Origin of the sequence: Micromonospora sp. C41 (assembly GCF_018070485.1) — a bacterium.
GTDB lineage: Bacteria > Actinomycetota > Actinomycetes > Mycobacteriales > Micromonosporaceae > Micromonospora > Micromonospora chalcea.
Window position 1 is genome coordinate 16136 of the sequence record NZ_JAGPXP010000007.1, and the last position, 21783, is coordinate 37918.

Sequence of the window (21783 nt, forward strand, 5' to 3'; positions counted from 1 at the left end):
TATGACTTTCCTGACCCGGAGGGGCCAGCGAGCAGGACAACGCGATGCGGGTGTTCCATTACCTTCAGTGACTCCGGCCAGACGGATAGCTATCAAATTGCATCAACATCTCATCACACCTCCGGTGAGGGACAACCTGGTCTTTCTCTTTGCGGGGCGGCGTGATGGAATCTCGGAGGTCCGACCCGCCGGGTCGGTCGCTCGGCGTTGCCCTCAGGTGACGTCGGGCGCGGTAATGCGAGGGCGGTGACGTGAGCAAACGGCCAACGACGGCGGGCTCCTTCCTGTCGCGGCTGCGCCGGCCGATGAGTCGGCTGCGCGACATGCCGATCTGGTCCAAGCTCGGTCTGATCATGATCGTGCCGACCATCGCCACGGTCGTGGTGGGCACCAGTGGTCTGGTCGACCACCTGGAGACGCTCAACAATGCCAACCGTGCGGGGGACCTGGCCAATCTGATCGGCTACTCGGGTGACCTGATCGACACGGTGCAGGACGAGCGGGTCGGCGCCGTGCTCTTCCTCGGCGCGAAGGAGTTCCAGACCCGGGCGCAGTACCAGGAGGGCTACAACCGGGCCAACCAGCGGGTGGACCAGGCGAAGTCGCCGTACCTGCGGCAGCGTGGCGAGATCGACGACCTGCCGCGCAACTTCGTCGGGCTGCTGGACGCGATCGACACCCAGCTGAAGGACCTCCCGGCGACGCGCAGCCAGGTGCTGAACGGCAAGCTCAAGATCAATGACGCCGACCTGACCTACCGGCAGCTGATCGAGGACCTGCTCGCGATCCGCGACTCCGCCACCCAGCTCGCCGGCGACAACGACCTGAGTGACCGGATGCGCGCGGCGGCCGCTGTCGCCCGGCAGAAGGAATTCCTGACTCAGCGCCGCGTGGTCGTCCACCAGGCGATCACCCAGAACCAGTACACCCCCGCGCTGCGCGAGCAGTTCATCGCCAGCGGCACCGGCCAGTCGCAGGCGTTCGCGACGTTCCAGGCGGTAGCCACCGACCCGGACAAGCTGTTCTACGACCAGACCGTCTCCGGGCCGGACCTGCGCCGGGCGGAGCTCTACACGAGTTTCATCTCGGGCAACAACAGCGGCTCGATGGAGAACGCCCAGTTCGGCGCGGACCAGTGGGACCAGGCCATGGTCGCCAACGCGAAGCTGATGCGGACGGTGGAGTCCCGCCTCGACGGCAACGTGGTCCGGCAGGCCGACGCGCTGCGCTCGGACACCCAGCGCCAGGTGTTCCTGGAGACCGGCCTGCTGCTCACCATGCTGCTGCTGGCCATCCTGTTCGCGTACCTGGTCGCCCGCTCGATGGCCCGCTCGCTGCGCGACCTGCGCCAGGGCGCCCTGGCGGTGGCCCAGTACGGGCTGCCGCAGGCCGTCGCCCGGCTGCGTGACCCGCAGGTGACCGGCCAGCTCACCCCGGTGCAGCTGGCCAACCAGATCGCCGAGCCGCTGCCGGTGCGCAGCAAGGACGAGTTCGGCCAGGTGACCGAGGCGTTCAACGCCGTCCACCTGGAGGCCGTCCGGACCGCCGCCGAGCAGGCCGCCCTGCGGGCGTCCGTCGCGACCATGTTCGTCAACCTGGCCCGCCGCTCGCAGATCCTGGTCGACCGGCTGATCGGCCACCTCGACCGGCTGGAGCGCGGCGAGGAGGACCCGGACCGGCTGGCCGAGCTGTTCCAGCTCGACCACCTCGCCACCCGGATGCGCCGCAACGACGAGAACCTGCTGGTGCTCGCCGGCGCGGACTCCACGCGTGTGCAGCGCGAGCCCGCCGCCCTGATCGACGTGCTCCGCGCCGCCCAGTCCGAGGTCGAGCACTACACCCGGATCGAGTTCGGGGTGATCGACCGGGACATCGAGGTCGCCGCCCACGCGGTGAACGACCTCGTGCACCTGGTCGCCGAGCTGTTCGACAACGCGACCGCGTTCTCCCCGCCCGACTCCCAGGTCATGGTGGAGGCCCGCCGGGTCGGCGACCGTGCCTCCCTCTACGTGGAGGACCGGGGCATCGGCATCAGCCCGGAGCAGCTCCGGGACCTCAACGAGCGGCTGGCCACGCCGCCGCAGGTGGACGTCGCGGTCTCCCGGATGATGGGCCTGGTCGTGGTGGCGCGGCTGGCCGCCCGCCACGGCGTCCGGGTCGAGCTGCGACCGGGCACCGACCGGGGCACCGTCGCCGACGTGACGCTGCCCACCACGGTCCTGGTGCCGCGTGCCCTGGCCGGCCGTGGTCCGGGCGCGCCGGCCCTGCCGCCCGCCGCCCCGCAGCAGAGCGGACCGACGCCCGCCTTCGGCGCCCTGGCCGCTTTCGGCAACAACAACCCGCAGAGCCTGCCGCCGGCCCCGCACCCGGGCGCCTCCGGCAACCAGGTCACGCTCGGCGGACGCGCCTTCGACCCGGCGCCGCGCAACGGCTCGGGCACCCCGGCGAACGCCGGTGGCGCTCGCGCCATGCCGGCCTGGTCCGACCTGACCGGCGCCAACCCGGGCGACGGGGACGGCGGGTTCGGCTCCCGGCCCTCGTCCGGTTCCGGGTTCGAGCCGCTGCCCCAGCGGCGCAACCCGGCCGAGGGCGACCCGGGCACCAGCGGCCAGCAGCCGGCGATCCCGCGCCAGCTGCCGAGCAGCCCCGAAGCGCGGCCCTACAGCCCGCCGCCGGTCTCCGCGCCGCCGGTCCCGCCGGTGTCGGCGCCGCCGCTGCCGCCGGTCTCCGGCGCCCCGGCCGCCGGCAACCCGCTGCCGTACCGTCCGGTCTCGGCCGCCCCGGTCTCCGGCGACCCGTTCTCCGGCCGTCCGGTCTCCGCGGCGCCGGTCTCCGGCGACCCGTACACGGGCCGTCCGGTCTCCGCCACGCCGGTCTCCGGGCAGCCCACGTCGGCCGCGCCGGTCTCCGGCCAGCCGGCCGCCGGTTACCAGGTCTCCGCGCCGCCGGCGAACCAGCTGCCGGCGCGACCGGTGACGCCTGGGCCGGGCGTCGGTGCGCCGCCGGTCTGGCCGCCGGTCACTCCGGCCCCGGCCCCCGCGGCGCCGGAACGGCCCACCAGCGGCATGGACATGACCACCGAGCTGCCCCGGGTGCCGCGCACGGAGATGCCGGCCACCGCGCAGCCCGCGACCGGCCAGCCGTCGGCCGCCGGCCCGGCGACGAACCAGCCGGCTGCCACCCCGGCGACCAACCGGCCGGCTGCCGCCCCGGCGGCGCGACCGGGCCCGGCAGCGCAGCAGCAGGGCAACCGCCAGCGGTACGCCGACGAGACGATGGAGCTGCCGATCTTCCGGGAGCTCGAGTCGGCGTGGTTCCGTACCCGCCGGCCCGGGCCCCACGAGGAGGCGGCGGCCCCGGCCCCGACGACGAACGGCGGCGACGCCACCCAGCAGTTCGCCAAGGTGGACACCGCCGGCCGGCCCGTGCCGCAGCCGACACCCGCGACGACAGGTAACGCACCGATGGCACACACTCCGACGGCCGGCGGAGCACCGCGTGACAACGGCGCGGCGAACGGGAACACCCGTCCCGCGTACGGCGGAGGGCTGCCCACCCGGCAGCCGACCGCGTCGCCGCAGTCCTCGCCCTGGCAGACCGCGGCCGACGACGGCTGGCGCGCCGCCTCGGCGGCCACCGAGGTGCCGGTCGCGGAGACCACCCAGAAGGGCCTGCCGAAGCGGAAGCCGATGGCGCAGCTCGTGCCCGGCAGCATCGACAAGCCTTCTGCCTCGGTGCAGCGGCGGACGCCGGAAGGCGTCCGGGGCCTGCTGTCGGCCTACCATCGGGGCGTGCAGCGCGGGCGTAACACCGACAGCAACACGACCGGCCCGGAGGGCACTCCGGGCGGGCAGCAGTCCTCGCAGTCTGGCTCAGGCCCGGTGGCCGGGAGCGGGCAGAAGGAGCAACAAGGATGACTACTACGCAGGATCTCGGATGGCTGCTCGCCAACTTCGCCGACCGGGTGCCCGGTGTGGCGCACGCGGTCGCGGTCTCGGCCGACGGCCTGCTTCTCGCCTCGTCCCGTGACCTTCCGCGGGACCGCGCCGACCAGCTCGCCGCGATCGCGTCCGGTCTGGTCAGCCTGACCCAGGGCGCGGCCCGCTGCTTCGAGGGCGGAGCGGTGTTGCAGACAGTCGTCGAGATGGACAACGGATTCCTGTTCCTGATGTCCATCTCCGACGGTTCGTCGTTCGCGGTGCTGGCGGCGCGGAGCTGCGACGTGGGTCAGGTCGGGTACGAGATGGCCCTGCTCGTGGACCGGGTGGGCGATGCCCTGACGCCGCAGCCGCGCACGGCTGTGGGGATGATGGGCTGAATGACGCGCTGGCCGGTGGGTCAGGTGCGGGAACAACAACGACAGCGACGGATGTCACCGGGGCGAGCCGGTGCCGGGTACGAGGGAGGTGAGCGGCGACATGGCGGATCGTGACGAGCCGACCGGCGCATTGGTCCGGCCGTACGCCGTCACCCGTGGTCGTACCCGTCCCCGGCTCGACATCGCCCTGGAGGCGCTCGTCGAGACGACGGTGCGCGGCCGAGCGGTTGCCACTGGCAATGGTGGCCACGGTCGTGAACACCAGTACATCGCCGCGTTGTGTGACGGACGTGTGCAGTCGCTCGCCGAAATCGCGGCGCGGATGCAGCTTCCGCTCGGCGTGGCCCGGGTGCTCATCGCCGACATGGCGACGGACGGCCTGGTCGCGGTCCACGAGCCGACCATTTTGGACGACTCCGACGACGCGGTGGGCACTGAACTGCTGGAGAGGGTGCTGAGTGGACTTCGCAGGCTCTGACATGTCGCACCGGCCGCCGGCCCCGAGCGGCCGAGTGACGTCGGCGAAGATCGTTATCGCCGGTGGGTTCGGCGTCGGCAAGACGACGCTGGTCGGCTCGGTCTCCGAGATCACGCCGCTGACCACCGAGGCGATCATGACCTCCGCCGGTGTCGGCGTCGACGACACCCGGCAGGTGCCGGGCAAGACGACGACCACGGTGGCGATGGACTTCGGTCGTATCTCGATCGACCGGGATCTGATCCTGTACCTGTTCGGTACGCCGGGTCAGACGCGGTTCTGGTTCATGTGGGACGAGTTGGTCCGGGGTGCGATCGGCGCTGTGGTGCTGGTCGACACCCGGCGGCTCGCCGACTGCTTCGCCGCCATCGACTTCTTCGAGCACCGGCGGCTGCCGTACCTGGTGGCCATCAACTGCTTCGACGGCATGCAGTACCACGATCCGCAGGACGTCCGGGACGCGCTGGCGATCTCCCGCGACGTGCCGGTGGTGCCGTGCGACGCCCGTAACCGGGAGTCCACGAAGCACGTGCTGATCTCGCTGGTCGAGTACGTGCTCACCATGCGGCGCTCGCGGGCCGTCGCACCCGCCTGACCGACGCGCGGAAGCGCCCGGCGGCCTGAGGCCACTGGGCGCTTCTTGCCGTCCGGGGACGGACACGGTACGCGGTCGCCCGGTGACCTCCAGGAAGGAATCGCCGGGCGGCGCTCCGGGTCAGCCGAGACGCGTCCAGCCGCCCCGGTAGACCTGGTAGACGGCGAGCGAGTCGGGTTCCATGCCACCGTGCCGCGCGGCGGTGAACGCGTACCCGCCCGCGATGCCCTGGACCGCCTGCGCCTGGAGCAGCGCCCGCAGGCGGCCCCGGTCCAGGCTCGTCGCCATCCGCGCCGACCACGCGAGGAGCTGGAGGGCGTCCGAGGCGTACGGGGCGAAGCCGGGGCTGCCGCCGTGCCGCTGGGTGTAGCGGGTGGCGAAGTCCCGCCGGGCCAGCTGCGCCGTGGTGGTGGCGGTCACCGCGGAGATGTCCAGGCAGGCCGGGTGCACGGCGTATGCGCCCTCCACGGCGGCGGCGTTGGCCCCCTGCACGGTGTCGTCGGCGACCGCGCCGGCGTCGAAGAAGATCGGGCCGCGGTGCCCGGCGGCGCGCAGCTCCCGTGCCGCGGCGCCGGAGTCCGGCGCGGTGGCCCAGACGACCACGCCGTCCCGCTCGCCACCCGCGACGCGGTCGGCGGCGGCGCGGAAGCGCCGGCCGGTCGCCGGCAGGCGCACCGTGCGGGCCAGGTCGGTGCTGCTGTCCGCGAGCGCCTCCCGCATCGCCCGCACACCTGAGTCGCCGTGCAGCCCGTCGGCGGCCAGCAGGGACACCTTCCGGACCTTCATGGACTCGAACAGCTCCACCAGGCGGCGTGCCATGTCCACGGCGTCCGGCGTGAGCTTGTAGGTGAACGTGCGCTCGTCGAGCGGCAGCACGATGCGGTCACCGTAACCGAGCGAGAGGAACGGCGTCTTGACCTGCTGGGCGGCCGTCGCCAGGGCGACGGAGGTCTCGCCGAGCACGCCGCCGATCAGGGCCTGCGCGCCGGCCCGGGTCAGCTCGGCGGCATGCCGGGCGGCGACCTGCGGGTTGCTGCCGTTGTCCAGGATCTGGAGCCGGACCGACCGGACCAGGTTCCCGACCGGGATGCCGGTGCGGTTGAGCGAGTCGGCGGTGAGCTGCAGGGCCTGCCGCTGGGCGACGCCGAGCACCGATCCCGCGCCGGTCAGCTCCAGGCTCGCCCCGACGATCAGATCCTGGTCGCTCGGCGCGCTGCTGGACGGGCCGTCCTCCGGCCGCTGGCCCTGCGGCGCGCAGCCTGCCAGCAGCAGGCTCCCGGCCGCGGCGGCGAGGACGCCCCGCCGGGTGAGCACAGTGGAGTCGAACGCCGGTGTCGCCATTGGAATCGCCTTCCCACCCCGGCGAACAGGCGCCGCCGCTGGTCCGCCGGGTATGTTCCCGGCCGGTCCAGCTCAGCGTCAAATCGCCCAGGTGTGGGATGAAACACCCCACTCGTGGGCCTGGCGGACTCTGATCAGGAGCGGTAACCGGCCGAGCGGTACTCGTACTCCCGGTCGTCCTCGCGGTCCCCGGTGTCGCGGGTGAAGTCCCAGCCGCCGGCCGCCTCACGGCCCGGACGGCCGCCCACGGCGAAGCCGCCGATCTCCTGGCCACGCCGCCAGCCCCGGAAGTATCCGGTGGTGTTCTCGGCCAGGCTCGCCGCGTTCCGGACGATCCGCAGGGGACGCTCCTCGCGCAGCGGGGAGCCCGGCACCAGGTTGGCCTGCGGCACCCGCTTCGGCAGGCCGGCCTTGGTCTCCGCGCCGACGGACGGGCGGGCGGCCTGCTCGGCCGCCTGCCAGCCGGTGTCAGCGGTGCTGGACCACTCCAGGTCGGCCTCGTCCCCGTGCCCGACGAACCAGGCGGACTTGGCCTGCGCGAAGATCAGCAGGTCACCGTCGCCGTCGTCGGAGACCGGCGGCGGCCGGTGCTCCTTCGGCGCGGGACGCCGCTCGGGCGGGGCGGTCATGGGCACGCGGCCCGGGTCGCCCTGGTCGACCAGACGCAGCGGCGGCGTGTCCAGCCCGGGATCGGCGGCCGACCGGCTCATCTCGTCGCGCAGCGCCCGGTCGGCCAGCGGCGGAGGCTCCACCAGCCGCAGCATCGGCGGCTCCTGCGGAAGGTCGTCGGCGAGCCACGGCGGCGTGACCCGGCCCGGGTCGCTCGGCGCGTCCACGCCCCGTCCGTACGGGTAGGTGGTGCCCTCCCGCTCCCGGGCGGTGTCGTCCTCGTTGTTCACGAGCGGCCAGTTCGCCCGGGAACCCGGCGGGGCTGCCTCCGGCGCCGGCGGGCGCGGGGCCGGCACCGGGATGCTCAGGTCGGTGGCGCTGAACCCGCCGGTCGGCGGTTCCTGGTGCGGATTGGTCTTCGGGCGGGGCGGGATGACGGTGCGCTGCCGCTCCGCCCGCGCCTTGTTGATCGCCGCGGTGGTCAGCGTCGGCCGGAACGGCTCGCCGGCCTCGGCCGGCGGCACGGCGCCGCGCGGCGACGGGGCGATCGGGGTGATGCCGGGCGGCGGCGGCGGAGGCGCGGAGATGGGCCGGTTGGTGGGTCCGTCCACCCGCGACGGCAGCGGCGCGCCGGTCGGCTCGGGCCGGGACGGCGGCGCGGAGGCCGGACGGCCCAGCGAGGCAGCCGGAGCCACGGGAGTCACCGGGGCCGGAGCGACCGGCGGAGGCGTGACCGGGGCGGGAGCGACGGGTGGCGGGGCGAGCGGCCGGGGCGTCGTCGTGGCGGCCGGGCCGGAGACCGGCTCGGGCCGGCCGCGGCGCCCGCCGGGAATCGGCTCCGGGCGGCTGCGCCGTCCGGCCGGCTCGGGTGCGCCGGCCGGCTCGGGACGACCACGGTGTGCCGGCTCGGCGGCCGGCTCCGGCTGGACCGGCCGCACCGCGCGCAGGTCGGTGGCCGGGGCCAGCTCGTCGACCTGCTCACCGCGTCGGGCGGCGGCCCGGCGGCCGGTGGCGGGCGCGGGAGCGGTGCGTTCGGCGAGCGCGCCCACGAGCGCGTCGCATCCGGCGTCACAGGTCCGGACCGAGGCGACCGCCTGCCGTACCGTCTCGGCGACGGCGGCGGTGAGCGTCCGGTTGACGGTGGCCCGCCGGGGTGTCTCGGAGATGGCGACCCGCAGCGCGGTCACCGCGTCGGAGATGTCGCCCGCGTCCGCCAGACCCTCGGCGGCCAGCTGCGCGACCACCGCGTCGGCGGTCAGCCCGCCGTCGCGGCCACGGGCCGCGGAACCGGTGAGCATCCCCGGCTCGGGCAGCGCGTCGAGAACCGCGAGGGCGACCCGGTCCGCCGGGTCCGGATACGCGCGCAGCGCGGCCGGGTAGAGCTCGCGGAGCACCTCGCGCAGCGTCACCGCGGCCGAGTGCCGGCCGCTCGCCAGCGCCGCGTGCGCGGCCAGGACCTGCGTGTATCCGGCTAGCTCACGCGGCGCCGGGAGGGTCACCGCGGAGAGCGCGCCGGCCTGCAGCGCGCGGGCCAGCCCGACCGCGCGGCGCTCGGCGGGCGGGGACTGCATCTCCTCCAGGGAGTCGTCGTCGGCGAAGCGCTCGGCGAAGTCGTCGACCGAGTCGTCGTCGGCGATCGCCAGCGGACGGCCGGCGGCGCTCAGCAGCGAGGTGACGATGTGGTCGTCGCTGTCCGCGGCGATGGCCGCGCCGCTCGGACCGCCGGACCGCTCCACCAGCAGCGCGACCAGCTGGGCGTACCCGGCGGCCTCGTCGGCGATCTCACATACGTGCAGCAGACGGCCTGCGTCGTCGACCACAGCGGACGTCAGCGTCGTTCCGGCCGAAGCCGTTCGGTCGGCCGGATCTGCCGAGGCCAGACCGCAGTACACGCGCACGAGCGCCACGGCGTCGTCCTCCTCCCGGGACACAGGTCTTGCTCTGCCAGAGACTGATGCTCCCCGCTCCGGGTCAGTCGCGCCAGTCCACAACCGCAGAGATCTTGCCGACAATGGTGCGCCAACCCAAACTTGCGGTTTGTGCCCCGATTTTCTTCAGCCGGCGCCGACCCAGGAAACCACCGATTCCGCCGTTGACGGAAGCCCGCAGCGCCTCGTCCAGATCGTCCAGGCTCGAGCCGGCGGAGAGCATGTCCAGCACGGCTGGTAGCCGCAGCGCGTACGCCAGGTCACGGGCGATCTCACCAGCTTCGATGAGTAGCTCGTGGTCCCATGCGTCGTGGCCGCCGCGCAGGTTCTCCACCACCAGGTCGAGTTCGTAGGTGTCCTCGTCCAGCGGGGCGATGTCGGCCGGTTCCAGCCGTTCGGACAATTCATTCCAGCTGTCCAGTTGGGACAGGTCGTTGGGCGCGCCGGAACGGATGAAAGAGACCAATGACTCCGGGGTCTTGAACAGCAGGAGCCGGCCCTTGTGGGTGAGGAAGACCGGCACCTCCTCGTCGCCCGCGGCGTCCTCGTCCTCGTCGTCGTCCTCTTCGTCCTCGGACTCGGCCTTGTCCTCGGTCGCGTCGTCGTCCGCCTCGCCCTTGCGGCGCCCCTTGGCGGCCTTCTCGGCCTTGTCGTCGTCCTCGTCGTCCTCCTCGGCGGAGAGGGCGGCGAACTCCTCGTCGAGGATCACCACCTCCTCGTCGTCCTCGGTCTCGACGACCTGGCGGCGGGCCAGGAAGGGGTCGTCCTGGTCGCGCTCGGCGACGTCGGTCGGGGTCAGCTCGCGCGCCGGCCGGTACGCCCGCAGCGTGAAGCCGGTGCCGGCGGGCAGCGCGATCTCCACCGGGTCGATCCGCACCTCGTCCCAGAGCGCGCGGTCCGCCGGCGGGCGGTCCGCCTCGACCTCGTCGGCTGCGGCGGGCGCGTCGGTGTCGTCGAGCTCGGGCTCGTCGGCGTCGGGCCGTTGGGGCGACTGGCGGGCCACGCTGACCTCCGTGTGCGTTCGGTTGCCCACCCGGCGGCGTCGCGCCGCCGAGTGACTCTGCGCACATACCCTAGTGGGCGAACCGTTGCGGCCGGGAGCCGCACCCCTTGGCGTTCCGGAGGATCGACAAGTAGCGTTGCTACGCATGAAGGCGCAGGCGCTGCACGGCCACCTCGACGCGCTGCTGCTCGCCGTGCTGGAACAGGGCCCGAGACACGGCTACGCGATCATCGAGGCGTTGCGTGCCCGCAGCGGCGGGACGCTGGATCTGCCCACCGGCACCATCTATCCGGCGCTGCGCCGGCTGGAGCGGGCCGGGCTGGTGGCGAGCACGTGGAGCACAGTCAACGGCCGGGAACGCCGCACCTACGAGCTGACCGAGGCCGGTGGCCGGGCGCTGGTGGGGGAGCGGGCCGGCTGGCGCGAGTTCAGCGCCACCGTCGGCCGGTTCCTCGGGGCGGACGAACCGCCCACGGCCCCGGCCTGAACCCCGCCGGCCGGACCGGTGGGCCGGCCGCTCAGGCGGCCGACCGGCTCAGCCGGCCAACCGCCGCTCGGCGAGCACCCAGCAGCGGGCGGCCCGGACCAGTGCGAACCAGGCCGCGGACACCACCGTCGCCCCGATGATCATCGGGGGCCAGGTGAGCGCGGCGTCCCACAGCCCGACCGACCAGCCGAACAGCGCGCCGCCGGCGGTCACGCCGAGCGCCAGGGCGCCGGTCAGACCGAAACCGATCAGCCGGGCCGGACGGACGAGCCGGGGCGACCCCCACCGGGCGGTGAGCGGGCCGACGAGCAACGCGGCCAGCGCCAGCGCGGCGATCACGCCCCAGATGACGTTCAGCCCGGCGGAGAGCAGCAGGTAGCTCGCCGGCGGCGGGGGACCGCCGCTCCAGCTCGACCCCTGCCAGGTCAGGTCACCGGCGGCGATCAGCACCACCGAGATCAGGAGCGTGCGCAGCGCCAGCCCGCGCAGCGCGCCGGTGGCCAGCTCGGCCTGGAACTCCGGCACGAGCTGCCGGTCGCTGCCGAACTCGGCGACCGCCCGCCGCTCCGCCTCCGCGCGCGGCAGGCCCTCCTCCCGGTACGCCTCGACGGCGTCCTCCAGCGCGTGCCGCGTCTCGGTCAGCAGGTCGGCCTTGAGCCGGTCCGGCCCGTACAGGCGCCCGGACAGCTCGCGCAGCCGGCGGTCGACCACCGCCTCGTCATGGACCCGCATGCGCACAAGCCTGCCATCGGGGGACGGGCTACCGCGTCAGGGAAAACCCCGATCGGATTCAGCGCGCGCTACGGCGTGACCGCCAGGTAGCCGCGTTCGGCCGTCTGCTGCCGCAGCCACTGCTCCCGGTACCAGCCGGGGTGTGCCACCAGTTCGTCGTGCCGGCCGCGCTGTACCACCCGGCCGCCGTCGAGCACCACGATCTCGTCCAGTCCGGCCAGGCCGCTGAGCCGGTGGCTGATCAGCAGCACCGAGTGCCCGGCCGGGGTGGCGGCGAGCGTGGAGTCCAGCACCGCGTCGGCGGCGGCCGGGTCGAGCCCTTCGGTCGGCTCGTCGAGCACCAGCACCGGCGGGGCGGCCAGCAGCGCGCGGGCCAGCGCGAGGCGCTGCCGCTGCCCGCCGGAGAGCTGCCCGCCCTGCTCGCCGACCACTGTGTCCCAGCCGTCGGGCTGTTCGCGTACCCAGTCGAGCAGGCCGGCCGCCCGGGTCGCGGCGACCAGGTCCGCCTCGGTGGCGTCCGGACGGCCGAGGAGCAGGTTCTCCTTGACCGTGGCGTGGAAGACGTACGCCTCGGCGAGCAGGCCGCCGACCACCCGGGGCAGGTGCTCGTCCGGGATCCCGGCCACCGGCACGCCGCCTACGGTGACCCGGCCGGTGTCGGGGCGTACCGCGCCGGTGAGCACGGCGGCGAGCGTGCTCTTGCCGGCGCCGCTCGGCCCGACCACCGCCACCCGGCGGCCGGCCGGCAGGTCGAGGTCGAAATCGGCCAGCGCGGGGGCGGCCCCGGTCCGGTAGCGCACAGTCACGTCGGCGAACCGTACGTCGTGGCCGTCGATCGCGGGCTCCGGCGCGCTCGCCGGCGGCGCCGTGGCGGCGGGCTCGGCCAGCAGGTCGGCCACCCGGGCCAGCCCGGTCCGGAGCTGGGCGCGCTGGCGGGCCGCCGCGACCAGCGCGAGGGCCACCTCCACGGCGGCGAGCGACCCGACCGCGAGGACGCCGACGAGCACCCCGCCGACCCCGGCCCGCAGCGCGACGGCCACCACCGCGGCGGCGGTGAGGCCACCCACGAGTACGCCGGTCGCGTCCACCGCGAAGCCGGTAGCGGCGAGCCGGCGTTCCAGCTTCGCCAGCCGCGCGCCCCGGTTCTCGGCGGCGGCGAGCGCGGCGCCGGTGGCCCCGAACGCGGCCAGGTCGGCGGCGCCGTGGGTGAGGTCGACCGCGTCCACCGCGAGCGCGCCGCGCAGCGGGGCGACCTCGTCGGCGGCGCGGCGGGTGAGCCGGGTGGCCAGCGCGGGCAGCGCCACGCCGGCCACCAGCAGGCCGATCGCGAGCACACCGGCGGCCGGCGGTGAGATCAGCGCGGCGACGCCGACCGCGAGCACGCTGACCACCGCCGCGGCCGCGCCCGGCACGAGCACGCGCAGGAGCAGGTCCTGGGCCGCCTCCACGTCCGACACCAGCCGGCTCAGCGCGTCCCCGGTACGCCGGCCGGCGTCGCGCCGGGCGGCGAGCGTGGCGAACACCCGGGCCCGTACGTCGGTGATCATGCGGAGCACGGCGTCGTGCCCGGCGAGCCGTTCGGTGTACCGCAGCACGCCCCGGCTGACCGCCAGCGCCCGGACCGCGACGATGGCCACCGTCAGCCGGTCCAGCGGCGGGCGGCCCGCCGCGCTCATCAGCAGCCAGGTGGCGGTGGCCATCAGCGCCAGGCCGGCGAATTCGGTGGCGGCGGCGAGCAGCCCGGCGCCGAGCAGCCGGCTCAGGTACGGCCGGGCCAGGCGCAGCACCGCCCGTTCCGCGCCGGGGATCATCGGGCCACTCCCGGCCCGGTGGCGGTCGGGTGCAGTTCGGTGACCCGGCCGTCCTCGACGCGCAGGATCCGGTCGGCGTCGGCGAGCAGCGCGGGCCGGTGCGCGACGAGCAGCGCGGTACGTCCGGCGACCAGCCGCCGTGTGGCGTCCAGCACGACCGCCTCGCTGGCGGAGTCCAGTCGCGCGGTCGGCTCGTCGAGCAGCACGATCGGCGCGTCCCGCAGGAACGCGCGGGCGAGCGCGACCCGCTGCCGCTGACCGCTGGACAGGCCGTGGCCGCGTTCGCCGAGGCGGGTGTCCAGCCCGTCGGGCAGGGCGTCGACCACCTCGTCCAGCGCGGCGTCGGCGACCGCGGCGGCGAGCACGTCGTCCGGGGTGTCCGGCGCGCCGAGGCGGATGTTGTCGGCGAGCGACCCGGCGAACAGGTGCGCCCGCTGCGGCACCCACGCCAGTTCGCGCCGCCAGGCGTCCAGGTCGGCCCCGGCCAGGTCCACGCCGTCGACGGTGACCCGGCCGGAGATCGGTGCGACGAAGCCGAGCAGCAGGTTGAGCAGCGTGCTCTTGCCCGCGCCGCTGGGCCCGATGACGGCGATCCGGTCGCCGGGCCGGATGGTCAGCGTGACGTCGCGCAGCGCTGTGGTCCGGTCGTACGCGACGCTCACGCCCTCGAAGCGGATCTCGCCCCGGCCGCCCGGCGTGGGACGGCGGGGTTCGGTGGTGGCGGGCGCGTCGGTGGCGGAGAGCGTCAGCGCCTCGTCCAGCGCGGTGAGCCCTTCCATGCTGGCGTGGAACCGGCTGCCCGCCGCACGCAACGGCAGGTACGCCTCCGGGGTGAGCAGCAGCACCAGCAGCGCGGTGGAGAGCGTGAGGCCGCCGCCGAGCAGCCGGATGCCGACCGGCACCGCGACGAGCGCGACGGAGAGCGTGGCGACCAGTTCCAGCACCAGCGCGGACAGGAACGCGATGCGCAGCGTCTTCATGGTGGCCTGGCGGTGGCCGTCGGCCATCCGGCGGACCACGTCGACCTGGCCCCGGGAACGGCCGAACGCGCGCAGCGTGGGCAGCCCGGCCACCATGTCGAGGAAGTGCCCGCCGAGCAGCGACAACCGGCGCCACTGCCGTTCGGTGGCGGCCTGCGCCTGCCAGCCGAGCAGCGCGCCGAAGATCGGGATGAGCGGGATGGTGAGCGCGATGATCAGCGCCGAGCTCCAGTCGGCGAACACGATCCGGGCCAGCACCGCCACCGGCACCATGACGCTCAGCACGAGCTGCGGCAGGTAGCCGGTGAAGTAGGGGTCCAGCGCGTCCAGCCCGCGCCCGGCCAGCGTGGCGAGCTGCCCGGCCCGCTGCCCGGCGACCCAGGTGGGACCGTGCCGGCCGACCGCGCCCAGCAGGTCGGCGCGCAGCGCAGCCTTGACCGTCGCGGCGGCCCGCGCCGCCACTGTGCCCTGCGCCCAGCTCACCAGCGCCCGCCCGGCGACCGCCGCCACGAGACCGGCCAGCGCCGGCCGGTGCAGCCGTCCGTCGAACGCGGTGGCCAGCAGCGTCGCCAGCGCGGTCGCCTGGGCGATCACCAGCAGCGCGGTCAGCCCGCCCAGCGCCGCGAGCACGGCGAGGTCGCGCCGGGCCGCGGGGACCCGACGCAGCAGACGCGGGTCGAACGGGCGGCGGTTCACCAGTACACCGGTGCCCTGCCGTCGATCCGTCCCCGGAACACCCACCAGCACATCGCCTGAAAGCCTAGTAGGGCCGGCACGAGCGGTAACGCGAGCCATCCCAACAGTGCCAGCGTCGGACGGCCGGCGGCCGCCTCGGCCACCGTCAGCGAGGCTGCCGGGTCGGCCGTGGAGACCAGGATCCGGGGCCAGAGCGCGGCCCCGACCAGCGGCGCGGGCAGCGCCAGCGCCGTCGCGGTCGCGGCGAAGGCCACACCGGCCCGGCCCCGCCGCAGCGCCGCGCGGGCCGTCAGCAGCGCGGCCACGAGCGCCAACGGCAGGAGTACGGCCACAGCCGGGCGCGCCACCGCGGCGCGTACCCGATCGGAGAGCACGCCCAGGACGGTGGCCGCGCCGACGGCGACGAGTGCGGCGGGCACCAGGGCGCTCGCCAGCCGGGCGAGCGCCGGGGCGTCGGCGGTGGGCAGCCGGAGCGTGAGGAACGTCGCACCGTGCACCGCCACCAGCGCCAGCAGGGCCAGCCCCGCGGCGGCGACGAACGGGGTGGCGAGATGACCGACACCGACCACGTGCCCGTCGGCGCTCAGCGGCACGCCCTGGAGCAGCCCGCCGAGCACCCCGCCCCAGCCCAGCGCGGCGAGCACGCTGCCGACCACCACCACCCGGTCCCAGCCGGCGCGCGCCGTTCCGGAGACCGGGCGGCTGCGCAACTGCACCCCGGCGGTCACCAGCACCACCCCGGCCAGCGCGGCGAGCACCGCCGGATAGAAGCCGGAGAGCAGCTCGCCCTCCAGCCGGGGGAACGCGCCGAACAGGATGCCGACGGCCGCCACCAGCCAGACCTCGTTGCCGAGGAAGAACGGCCCGAGCGCGGCGAGCGTGGCTCGGCTGCCCGGCGTCGGGCCGCGCCGGGCCAGCAGCAGGCCGACGCCGTAGTCGTAGCCGCCGAGCACGAGGTAGGTGGCGAAGAAGAGGCCGAGCAGGGCGTACCAGGCGAGTTCCACGGCGGGCTCCCTCAGACGAGCACTGGCTGGTGGTGGGGGTCGGTGTCGGGCGCGGGCGGTCGGCCGAGGGCGGGGTCGTACGCGCCGCGCGCGGCGTGCCGGGCCAGCAGCGTCCAGTTGGTCACCGCGAGCGCGCCGAGCAGCAGGCTGAACCCGATCAGCGAGGCGAGCATCAGCCCCGGCGAGACCGGGGAGACGGCCTGCGCGGTGGGCAGCAGCCCGTACGCGGCCCAGGGCTGGCGGCCGACCTCGCGGGCGATCCAGCCGAGCAGCATCGCCACGAACGGCAGCGGCAGGCCGAGCAGGATCAGCCAGAGCGGGAACCGCAACCGGATGATCCAGTCGCGCCAGAGCAGCGGCAGCAGGAGCCAGAGGGCGCCGAGCGTGAAGCCGATCAGGATCATGAAGCCGAGGCCGACGTTGGAGAGCACCGGCGGATCCCAGTCGCCGGGGCCGAACCGCGCGGTCCAGTCGGCGACGAGCGCGTCGCGCTCCGGCCCGCCGCCGAACTTCGTCGGCTGGAGCTGCGCGACCGGGCCGAACTGGGCGAAGCCGAAGCCCTGGAGCGTGCTGACCGCTAGCGCCGCGGTGACCAGGCCGAGGCGCAGCGAGGTGCGGAACAGCGCGTAGTCGCTGGTACGCCGCAGCAGGTGCCAGGCGCTGACCGCGGCCATCAGCAGGCCGCCGGTGACCAGGCTCGCCGAGATCACGTGGCCGAACGCCATGCCGAACGTGGGATTGGTGAGCAGCGCGCCGAAGTCGGTGAGGTGGGCGACGCCGTCGCGGACCTCGTACCCGACCGGGTTATGCAGCCAGGCGTTCGCCACCATGATCCAGAACGCCGAGGCGTACGCGGTGATCGCCACGCCCCAGAGCAGCGCCAGGTGTACGCCGCGCCGCAGCCGGTGCCACCCGAAGATCCACATGCCGAGGAACGTGGACTCCAGGAAGAACGCCACGAGCGTCTCGATGGCCAGCGGCGCCCCGAACACGTTGCCGACGTAGCGCGACAGCCCGCTCCAGTTCAGCCCGAACTGGAACTCCATCACGATGCCGGTGGCGATGCCGAGCACGTAGTTGATCACGTAGAGCTGGCCCCAGAACCGGGTCAGCCGCTCGTACACCGGTTTGCCGGTGAGGAAGCCGGCCGTCTGCAACCCGACCAGCAGCGTGACCAGGCCGAGCGTGACCGCCACGAACAGGAAATGGATCGAGGTGGTGGTGGCGAACTGGAGGCGGGCGAGGAGCAGCGGATCCACTGTCGTCCTCCCATGGGTCGACTCTCTTGTCGTAGCCAACCTACACGTAGCTTAACTACCTATAGGGGTGTGCGAACCCGGAGAAGTCCCTTAGGGGGCGAGATCAGCTCAGGAACAGGGCGAACGGCAGGGAGACGAGCGTGCCCGCGACGGCGAGCGCCATCGCGCCGAGCACCCGCGGCGGGCGGTCCGCGACGAGCAGCCGCTGCACCCGTACGTCCAGATCGCGGTCGCCGAGTCCGAGCGTGCCCGCCGGTTGCACCCGGTGCTCGGCGGCGGCGAACCGTCGCAGCGCACCGGCGAGCGGCGCGTCCGCGTGCAACTCCCGGGCCTTGTCGTCGGCGCGCATCTCGACCAGCAGCGCCACCCGTGCGTGCGCGTCCCGCACCCACTGGAACCAGGGCAGCGCCCGGCACAACGCGGTGAACGGCAGCAGCACCAGATCGTGCCGCTCCTGGGCGTGCGCCCGCTCGTGCGTGAGCACCGCCGCCAGCTCGGCCGGGTCGAGCAGGTCGAGCGTGCCCGCGCTCACCACCACGCGGGGCCGCACCCCCGGCAGGCAGTACGCCGCAGCGCTCGGGTGGTCCAGCACCAGCGCGCCGGGCACCGTCGGGTCACGCCGGGCCACCAGGTGCAGCAGCTCCCGGTGCCGGCGCTGTGCGCGTACCGCGCCGTGCAGGCTGCGTACCGTCGTGGTGAGCAGCACCACGCCGATGCCGAGACCGACGCCGACCAGGCTGAGGTGCACCGCGCCCACACCGGCCGGAAGCGTGCCGTGGGCCAGGTCGTCGGCCAGCGCCAGCAGCGCCCACCCGGTCGCCCGGTCGTAGACGTCGAGGCCCAGTGCCATCGGCAACCCCATGGCCGACAGGCCGAGCGCCAGCCCGACCGCCTGCCAGCACAGGATCGCCACCCGGGGCGCGCGCCACGTCCAGCGCGCGGCGGCGAGGACCTGCGCGGTCAGCCAGCAGGCCAGAATGGTCGCGGCGAAGTGCAGGGCGTACGCCACGGCGGCCGCCTACCGGTCCGTCGCCTCGTCGAGCGCCGGCCGACCGGGCCGGGGGTCCTCGATCCGGCCGGTCGGTCCGTCCTCGACGGTCGCGGGCCCGGTCGTCCCGGCCTCGGCGGTCTGGGCGGTCGCTCCGGTCGCGGGGCCTGTCGTCCCGGCCTCGGTGGTCGCGGGTCGGGTCGCCCCGGCCTCGGCGCTGAGCGCGGCGCGGAGCACGTCCGCCTCCGTGCCGGTCACCGAACGGGCGAAGCGCACCAGCGCGGCGTCCCGGCTGCCGCCGAGATCGAGGGCTTCGAGCATGAGCTGGGCGATGTGCGCCTCGCGGGTGGCGGCGGGGCGGTAACGCCAGGCGCGGCCCTCCCGCTCGCGCTGCACCATGCCCTTGCCGGCGAGCCGGTCGAGCACGGTCATAACGGTGGTGTAGGCCAGTTCGCGGCCGTCCAGGGCGTCGGCGACCTCGCGCACCGTCACGCCGCCCGAGGCAGCTGGTGCCGCGTCCCACAGCACGTCCATCACCGCACGCTCAAGGTCCCCCAGCCGAGTCACCCACCAATCCTACCCCCGGTAGTAGACCCTCTCCGCCGCCCCGGTCCCCGGTTCCGGTCCCACCCCTCCCTCCCGAAGATCAACACCAGCTCGGGGAGGTGGTGTGGTCCGAGGCGGCTCGATGCAGCCACCTCCCCGTACTGGTGTCGATCTAGCTCTCCTCGGACGACCCCGCCAAGATCCACTCCGCCTCGGGGAAGTGGTGCAGTCCGGGGGCGGTGGATGCGGCCCTCTCGGGGATCTGGTCTTGATCGTGCTGGCCTCGGGGTGGGCGCCTCGGCAAGATCAACGCCAGTTCGGGGAGGTGGTGGCATTCGGGGCGGGTTGATGTGACCACTTCGCCGTACTGGTGTCGATTTTGGTGCGTGGGAGGGCAGGGTCAGCGCCAGTTCGGGGAGGTGGTGCAGTCCCGGGCTGGTTGATGTGGTCACTCCGGGGAAGTGGTGTTGATCTTGCTGGGCGGCCGGGTGAGTGTCGGGGCGCGGCTCGGGTCACTTCGGAGGTTTTGGTGTTGATCCTGTCGGCCTCCTGCGGGGCCTTCGACAAGATCAACGCCAGTTCGGGGAGGTGGTGGCATCCGAGGCGGGTTGATCGGCCCACTTCGCCGTGCTGGTGTCGATCTTGCTCGGCTGCGGGTGCGGTCGACGACCGTTCGCGGGAAGAGCGGGGACGGGAAGTGGCGGCAACCCGGGAGGGTGTGCCGCCACTTCGGGCTGGGACCGGACTGCCGTCTGTCAGACGCCCTTGGGGTGCCAGACCGTCTTGGTCTCCAGCAGCGTGGTCATCCGGGTGATGCCGGGATCGGCGTACCAGTCGTGGTCGGCCGGGGCCGGCCGGAGCACCCGCTTGAGGTTCTCCGCGGCCTTGATCTCCAGGTCGGCGGCCAGCTCGGCGTCGGTGACGCCGGTCAGGTCGATCGCGTTGACGTCCATGTGCGCGGCGAGCGTCGGCACGGTCTCGGTCAGCCGGCCGGTGAGGATGTTGACCACCCCGCCGGGCAGGTCGGAGGTGGCGAGCACCTCGGCCAGCGTCACCGCTGCCAGCGGCGCCGCCGGGGAGGCGGCCACCACGACCGTGTTGCCGGTGACGATCGCCGGGGCGATCACGCTCACCAGGCCGAGCAGCGCGGGCTCCTCGGGGGCGGCCACCGCCACCACGCCGGTGGGCTCCGGCGCGGACAGGTTGAAGTACGGGCCGGCCACCGGGTTCGCGCCGCCGTACACCTGGGAGAGCTTGTCGGACCAGCCCGCGTACCAGACCCAGCGGTCGATCGCGGCGTCCACCTCGTCGGCCGGTACGCCCAGGGCGACGAACTGCTCGCGCCGGCCCTCCAGCATCTCGGCGACGCGGTAGAGGATCTGACCCCTGTTGTACGCGGTCGCCCCGGCCCAGCCCTTCACCGCGGCGCGGGCGGCCACTACCGCGTCCCGCGCGTCCTTCCGGGAGGCAAGAGACACGTTCGCGGATTGCACGAGATACGACCGTCCCGACTCGCTGCGCGGGAACTTCCCGCCGATGAAGAGCTTGTACGTCTTGCGTACCGCGACCCGCTCAGACATTGAGGTACCCCTCCAGCCCGTGCCGGCCGCCCTCGCGACCGTAGCCCGACTCCTTGTAGCCGCCGAACGGCGACGTCGGGTCGAACTTGTTGAACGTGTTCGCCCACACCACTCCTGCGCGCAGCCGGTCGGCCAGCCACAGGATCCGGGAACCCTTGTCGGTCCAGATTCCGGCCGACAGCCCGTACGGCGTGTTGTTGGCCTTTTCGACGGCCTCCGCCGGGGTGCGGAACGTGAGCACGGACAGCACCGGGCCGAAGATCTCCTCGCGGGCGATCCGGTGGGCCTGGGTGACGCCGGTGAAGATGGTCGGCGCGAACCAGAAGCCGCGCTCGGGCAGCTCGCACGGCGGCGACCAGCGCTCCGCACCCTCGGCGGACCCGGCGTCGGACAGCTCCCGGATGCGGGCGAGCTGCGCGGCCGAGTTGATCGCGCCGATGTCGGTGTTCTTGTCCAGCGGGTCACCGACCCGGAGCTGGGCCATCCGGCGCTTGAGCGACTCCAGCACCCGGTCGGCCACCGACTCCTGGACCAGCAGCCGGGACCCGGCGCAGCAGACGTGCCCCTGGTTGAAGAAGATGCCGTTGACGATGCCCTCGACGGCCTGGTCGATCGGCGCGTCGTCGAAGACGATGTTCGCGGCCTTGCCGCCCAGTTCCAGCGTGAGCTTCTTGCGGGTGCCGGCGACCGAGCGGGCGATGGCCCGGCCCACCTCGGTGGAGCCGGTGAACGCGACCTTGTCCACGCCCGGGTGCTCGACCAGCGCCCGGCCGGTGTCGCCGGCGCCGGTGACGATGTTGACCACGCCGGCGGGCAGGTCGGCCTGCTGGCAGATCTCGGCGAACAGCAGCGCGGTCAGCGGGGTGGTCTCGGCGGGCTTGAGCACGACCGTGTTGCCGGCGGCCAGCGCCGGGGCGATCTTCCACGCCAGCATGAGCAGCGGGAAGTTCCACGGGATGACCTGCGCCGCCACGCCGAGCGGCTTCGGGTCCGGGCCGAAGCCCGCGTGCGGAAGCTTGTCGGCCCAGCCCGCGTAGTAGAAGAAGTGCGCGGCGACCAGCGGCAGGTCGACGTCGCGGGACTCCTTGATCGGCTTGCCGTTGTCCAGCGACTCCAGCACCGCCAGCTCGCGCGAGCGTTCCTGGATGAGCCGGGCGATCCGGAACAGGTACTTGGCCCGGTCCCGGCCCGGCATCGGACCCCAGACCTTCTCGTACGCGGTCCGGGCGGCGCGCACGGCGCGGTCCACGTCGTCGGCGCCGGCCTCGGCGATCTCGGCCAGCACCTCCTCGGAGGCCGGGTTCACCGACTTGAAGCTGCCGCCGGAGGCCGGGTCGACGAACGCGCCGTCGACGAAGAGCCCGTACGAGGGCTTGATGTCCACCACCGAGCGGGACTCGGGGGCGGGTGCGTATTCGAACATCGCGT

The 21783-nt window shown here is 74.1% G+C and carries 16 protein-coding genes and 1 pseudogene; 5 read left to right on the forward strand and 12 right to left on the reverse strand.

What is annotated here, in order from left to right; translation table 11 throughout:
- Positions 1–251 precede the first annotated feature (251 nt).
- The 4 genes from KBX43_RS10100 (at position 252) to KBX43_RS10115 (ending at position 5391) form a co-directional block, all read left to right on the forward strand.
- Positions 252–3917: a sensor histidine kinase gene (locus KBX43_RS10100; protein WP_064447624.1), complete on the forward strand. Its 3666-nt coding sequence runs from the start codon at positions 252–254 to the stop codon at positions 3915–3917.
- Positions 3914–4318 carry a roadblock/LC7 domain-containing protein gene (locus tag KBX43_RS10105; protein ID WP_013283992.1) on the forward strand — a complete coding sequence of 135 codons (405 nt, stop codon included), beginning with the start codon at positions 3914–3916 and terminating at the stop codon, positions 4316–4318. Before KBX43_RS10100 ends, KBX43_RS10105 begins: the two co-directional genes overlap by 4 nt.
- 100 nt (positions 4319–4418) lie before the next feature.
- The gene (locus tag KBX43_RS10110) at positions 4419–4796 is read left to right on the forward strand and encodes a DUF742 domain-containing protein (RefSeq protein ID WP_030501200.1); all 378 of its coding nucleotides are present in this window, start codon (positions 4419–4421) and stop codon (positions 4794–4796) included.
- 1 nt (position 4797) lies between these two features.
- Positions 4798–5391: an ATP/GTP-binding protein gene (locus tag KBX43_RS10115; protein ID WP_030501201.1), complete on the forward strand. Its 594-nt coding sequence runs from the start codon at positions 4798–4800 to the stop codon at positions 5389–5391.
- Positions 5392–5511: 120 nt separating this feature from the next.
- Here KBX43_RS10115 and KBX43_RS10120 read toward each other — a convergent pair whose 3' ends face one another.
- The 3 genes from KBX43_RS10120 to KBX43_RS10130 form a co-directional block, all read right to left on the reverse strand.
- The gene (locus tag KBX43_RS10120; protein ID WP_210884188.1) at positions 5512–6732 is read right to left on the reverse strand and encodes an ABC transporter substrate-binding protein; all 1221 of its coding nucleotides are present in this window, start codon (positions 6730–6732) and stop codon (positions 5512–5514) included.
- A gap of 134 nt (positions 6733–6866) precedes the next feature.
- Positions 6867–9272 carry a transposase gene (locus KBX43_RS10125; protein ID WP_210884190.1) on the reverse strand — a complete coding sequence of 802 codons (2406 nt, stop codon included), beginning with the start codon at positions 9270–9272 and terminating at the stop codon, positions 6867–6869.
- Between the two features lie 40 nt (positions 9273–9312).
- Positions 9313–10302, reverse strand: a complete 990-nt coding sequence (locus KBX43_RS10130; protein WP_064447625.1) for a hypothetical protein — start codon at positions 10300–10302, stop codon at positions 9313–9315.
- Between the two features lie 115 nt (positions 10303–10417).
- On the opposite strand from KBX43_RS10130, the gene KBX43_RS10135 reads away from it, so the two are divergent.
- Positions 10418–10759 (forward strand): PadR family transcriptional regulator, encoded by a 342-nt coding sequence (locus KBX43_RS10135; protein WP_043326746.1) that lies wholly within the window; start codon positions 10418–10420, stop codon positions 10757–10759.
- A gap of 48 nt (positions 10760–10807) precedes the next feature.
- Here the strand turns inward: KBX43_RS10135 and KBX43_RS10140 are convergent, their stop codons facing one another.
- The 9 genes and pseudogenes from KBX43_RS10140 to KBX43_RS10180 all read right to left on the reverse strand — a co-directional run bounded on the left by KBX43_RS10140 (position 10808) and on the right by KBX43_RS10180 (position 21778).
- Positions 10808–11491 carry a permease prefix domain 1-containing protein gene (locus tag KBX43_RS10140; protein WP_043326744.1) on the reverse strand — a complete coding sequence of 228 codons (684 nt, stop codon included), beginning with the start codon at positions 11489–11491 and terminating at the stop codon, positions 10808–10810.
- 68 nt (positions 11492–11559) lie between these two features.
- Positions 11560–13356 (reverse strand): annotated as a pseudogene (gene cydC / locus KBX43_RS10145) (thiol reductant ABC exporter subunit CydC); the annotation flags it as partial.
- A complete protein-coding gene (gene cydD / locus KBX43_RS10150) occupies positions 13299–14978 on the reverse strand; it encodes a thiol reductant ABC exporter subunit CydD (protein WP_210884191.1) in 1680 nt (559 codons plus the stop codon). The gene cydD and the pseudogene cydC, both read right to left, overlap by 58 nt.
- Positions 14975–15982: a cytochrome d ubiquinol oxidase subunit II gene (locus KBX43_RS10155; RefSeq protein ID WP_210884192.1), complete on the reverse strand. Its 1008-nt coding sequence runs from the start codon at positions 15980–15982 to the stop codon at positions 14975–14977. The genes cydD and KBX43_RS10155 overlap by 4 nt, the downstream gene beginning before the upstream one ends.
- 11 nt (positions 15983–15993) lie before the next feature.
- Positions 15994–17241: a cytochrome ubiquinol oxidase subunit I gene (locus KBX43_RS10160; RefSeq protein WP_113972054.1), complete on the reverse strand. Its 1248-nt coding sequence runs from the start codon at positions 17239–17241 to the stop codon at positions 15994–15996.
- A 103-nt stretch (positions 17242–17344) separates the two neighbouring features.
- Positions 17345–18250 carry a M56 family metallopeptidase gene (locus KBX43_RS10165; protein WP_043326742.1) on the reverse strand — a complete coding sequence of 302 codons (906 nt, stop codon included), beginning with the start codon at positions 18248–18250 and terminating at the stop codon, positions 17345–17347.
- Positions 18251–18259: 9 nt separating this feature from the next.
- Positions 18260–18796 (reverse strand): BlaI/MecI/CopY family transcriptional regulator, encoded by a 537-nt coding sequence (locus tag KBX43_RS10170; protein ID WP_210884193.1) that lies wholly within the window; start codon positions 18794–18796, stop codon positions 18260–18262.
- A gap of 734 nt (positions 18797–19530) precedes the next feature.
- Positions 19531–20355 carry an aldehyde dehydrogenase family protein gene (locus KBX43_RS10175; protein WP_064447630.1) on the reverse strand — a complete coding sequence of 275 codons (825 nt, stop codon included), beginning with the start codon at positions 20353–20355 and terminating at the stop codon, positions 19531–19533.
- On the reverse strand, positions 20348–21778 hold the full coding sequence (locus KBX43_RS10180) for an aldehyde dehydrogenase family protein (RefSeq protein WP_113972052.1): 1431 nt from the start codon (positions 21776–21778) through the stop codon (positions 20348–20350). The genes KBX43_RS10175 and KBX43_RS10180 overlap by 8 nt, the downstream gene beginning before the upstream one ends.
- Positions 21779–21783 lie beyond the last annotated feature (5 nt).

Coding starts and splice junctions, on each gene's coding strand:
- KBX43_RS10120 (WP_210884188.1), bottom strand. CDS start 6,732: ATGGCGACACCGGCGTTCGACTCCACTGTGCTCACCCGGCGGGGCGTC.
- KBX43_RS10115 (WP_030501201.1), top strand. CDS start 4,798: ATGTCGCACCGGCCGCCGGCCCCGAGCGGCCGAGTGACGTCGGCGAAG.
- KBX43_RS10135 (WP_043326746.1), top strand. CDS start 10,418: ATGAAGGCGCAGGCGCTGCACGGCCACCTCGACGCGCTGCTGCTCGCC.
- KBX43_RS10180 (WP_113972052.1), bottom strand. CDS start 21,778: ATGTTCGAATACGCACCCGCCCCCGAGTCCCGCTCGGTGGTGGACATC.
- KBX43_RS10140 (WP_043326744.1), bottom strand. CDS start 11,491: ATGCGGGTCCATGACGAGGCGGTGGTCGACCGCCGGCTGCGCGAGCTG.
- KBX43_RS10110 (WP_030501200.1), top strand. CDS start 4,419: ATGGCGGATCGTGACGAGCCGACCGGCGCATTGGTCCGGCCGTACGCC.
- KBX43_RS10105 (WP_013283992.1), top strand. CDS start 3,914: ATGACTACTACGCAGGATCTCGGATGGCTGCTCGCCAACTTCGCCGAC.
- KBX43_RS10175 (WP_064447630.1), bottom strand. CDS start 20,355: ATGTCTGAGCGGGTCGCGGTACGCAAGACGTACAAGCTCTTCATCGGC.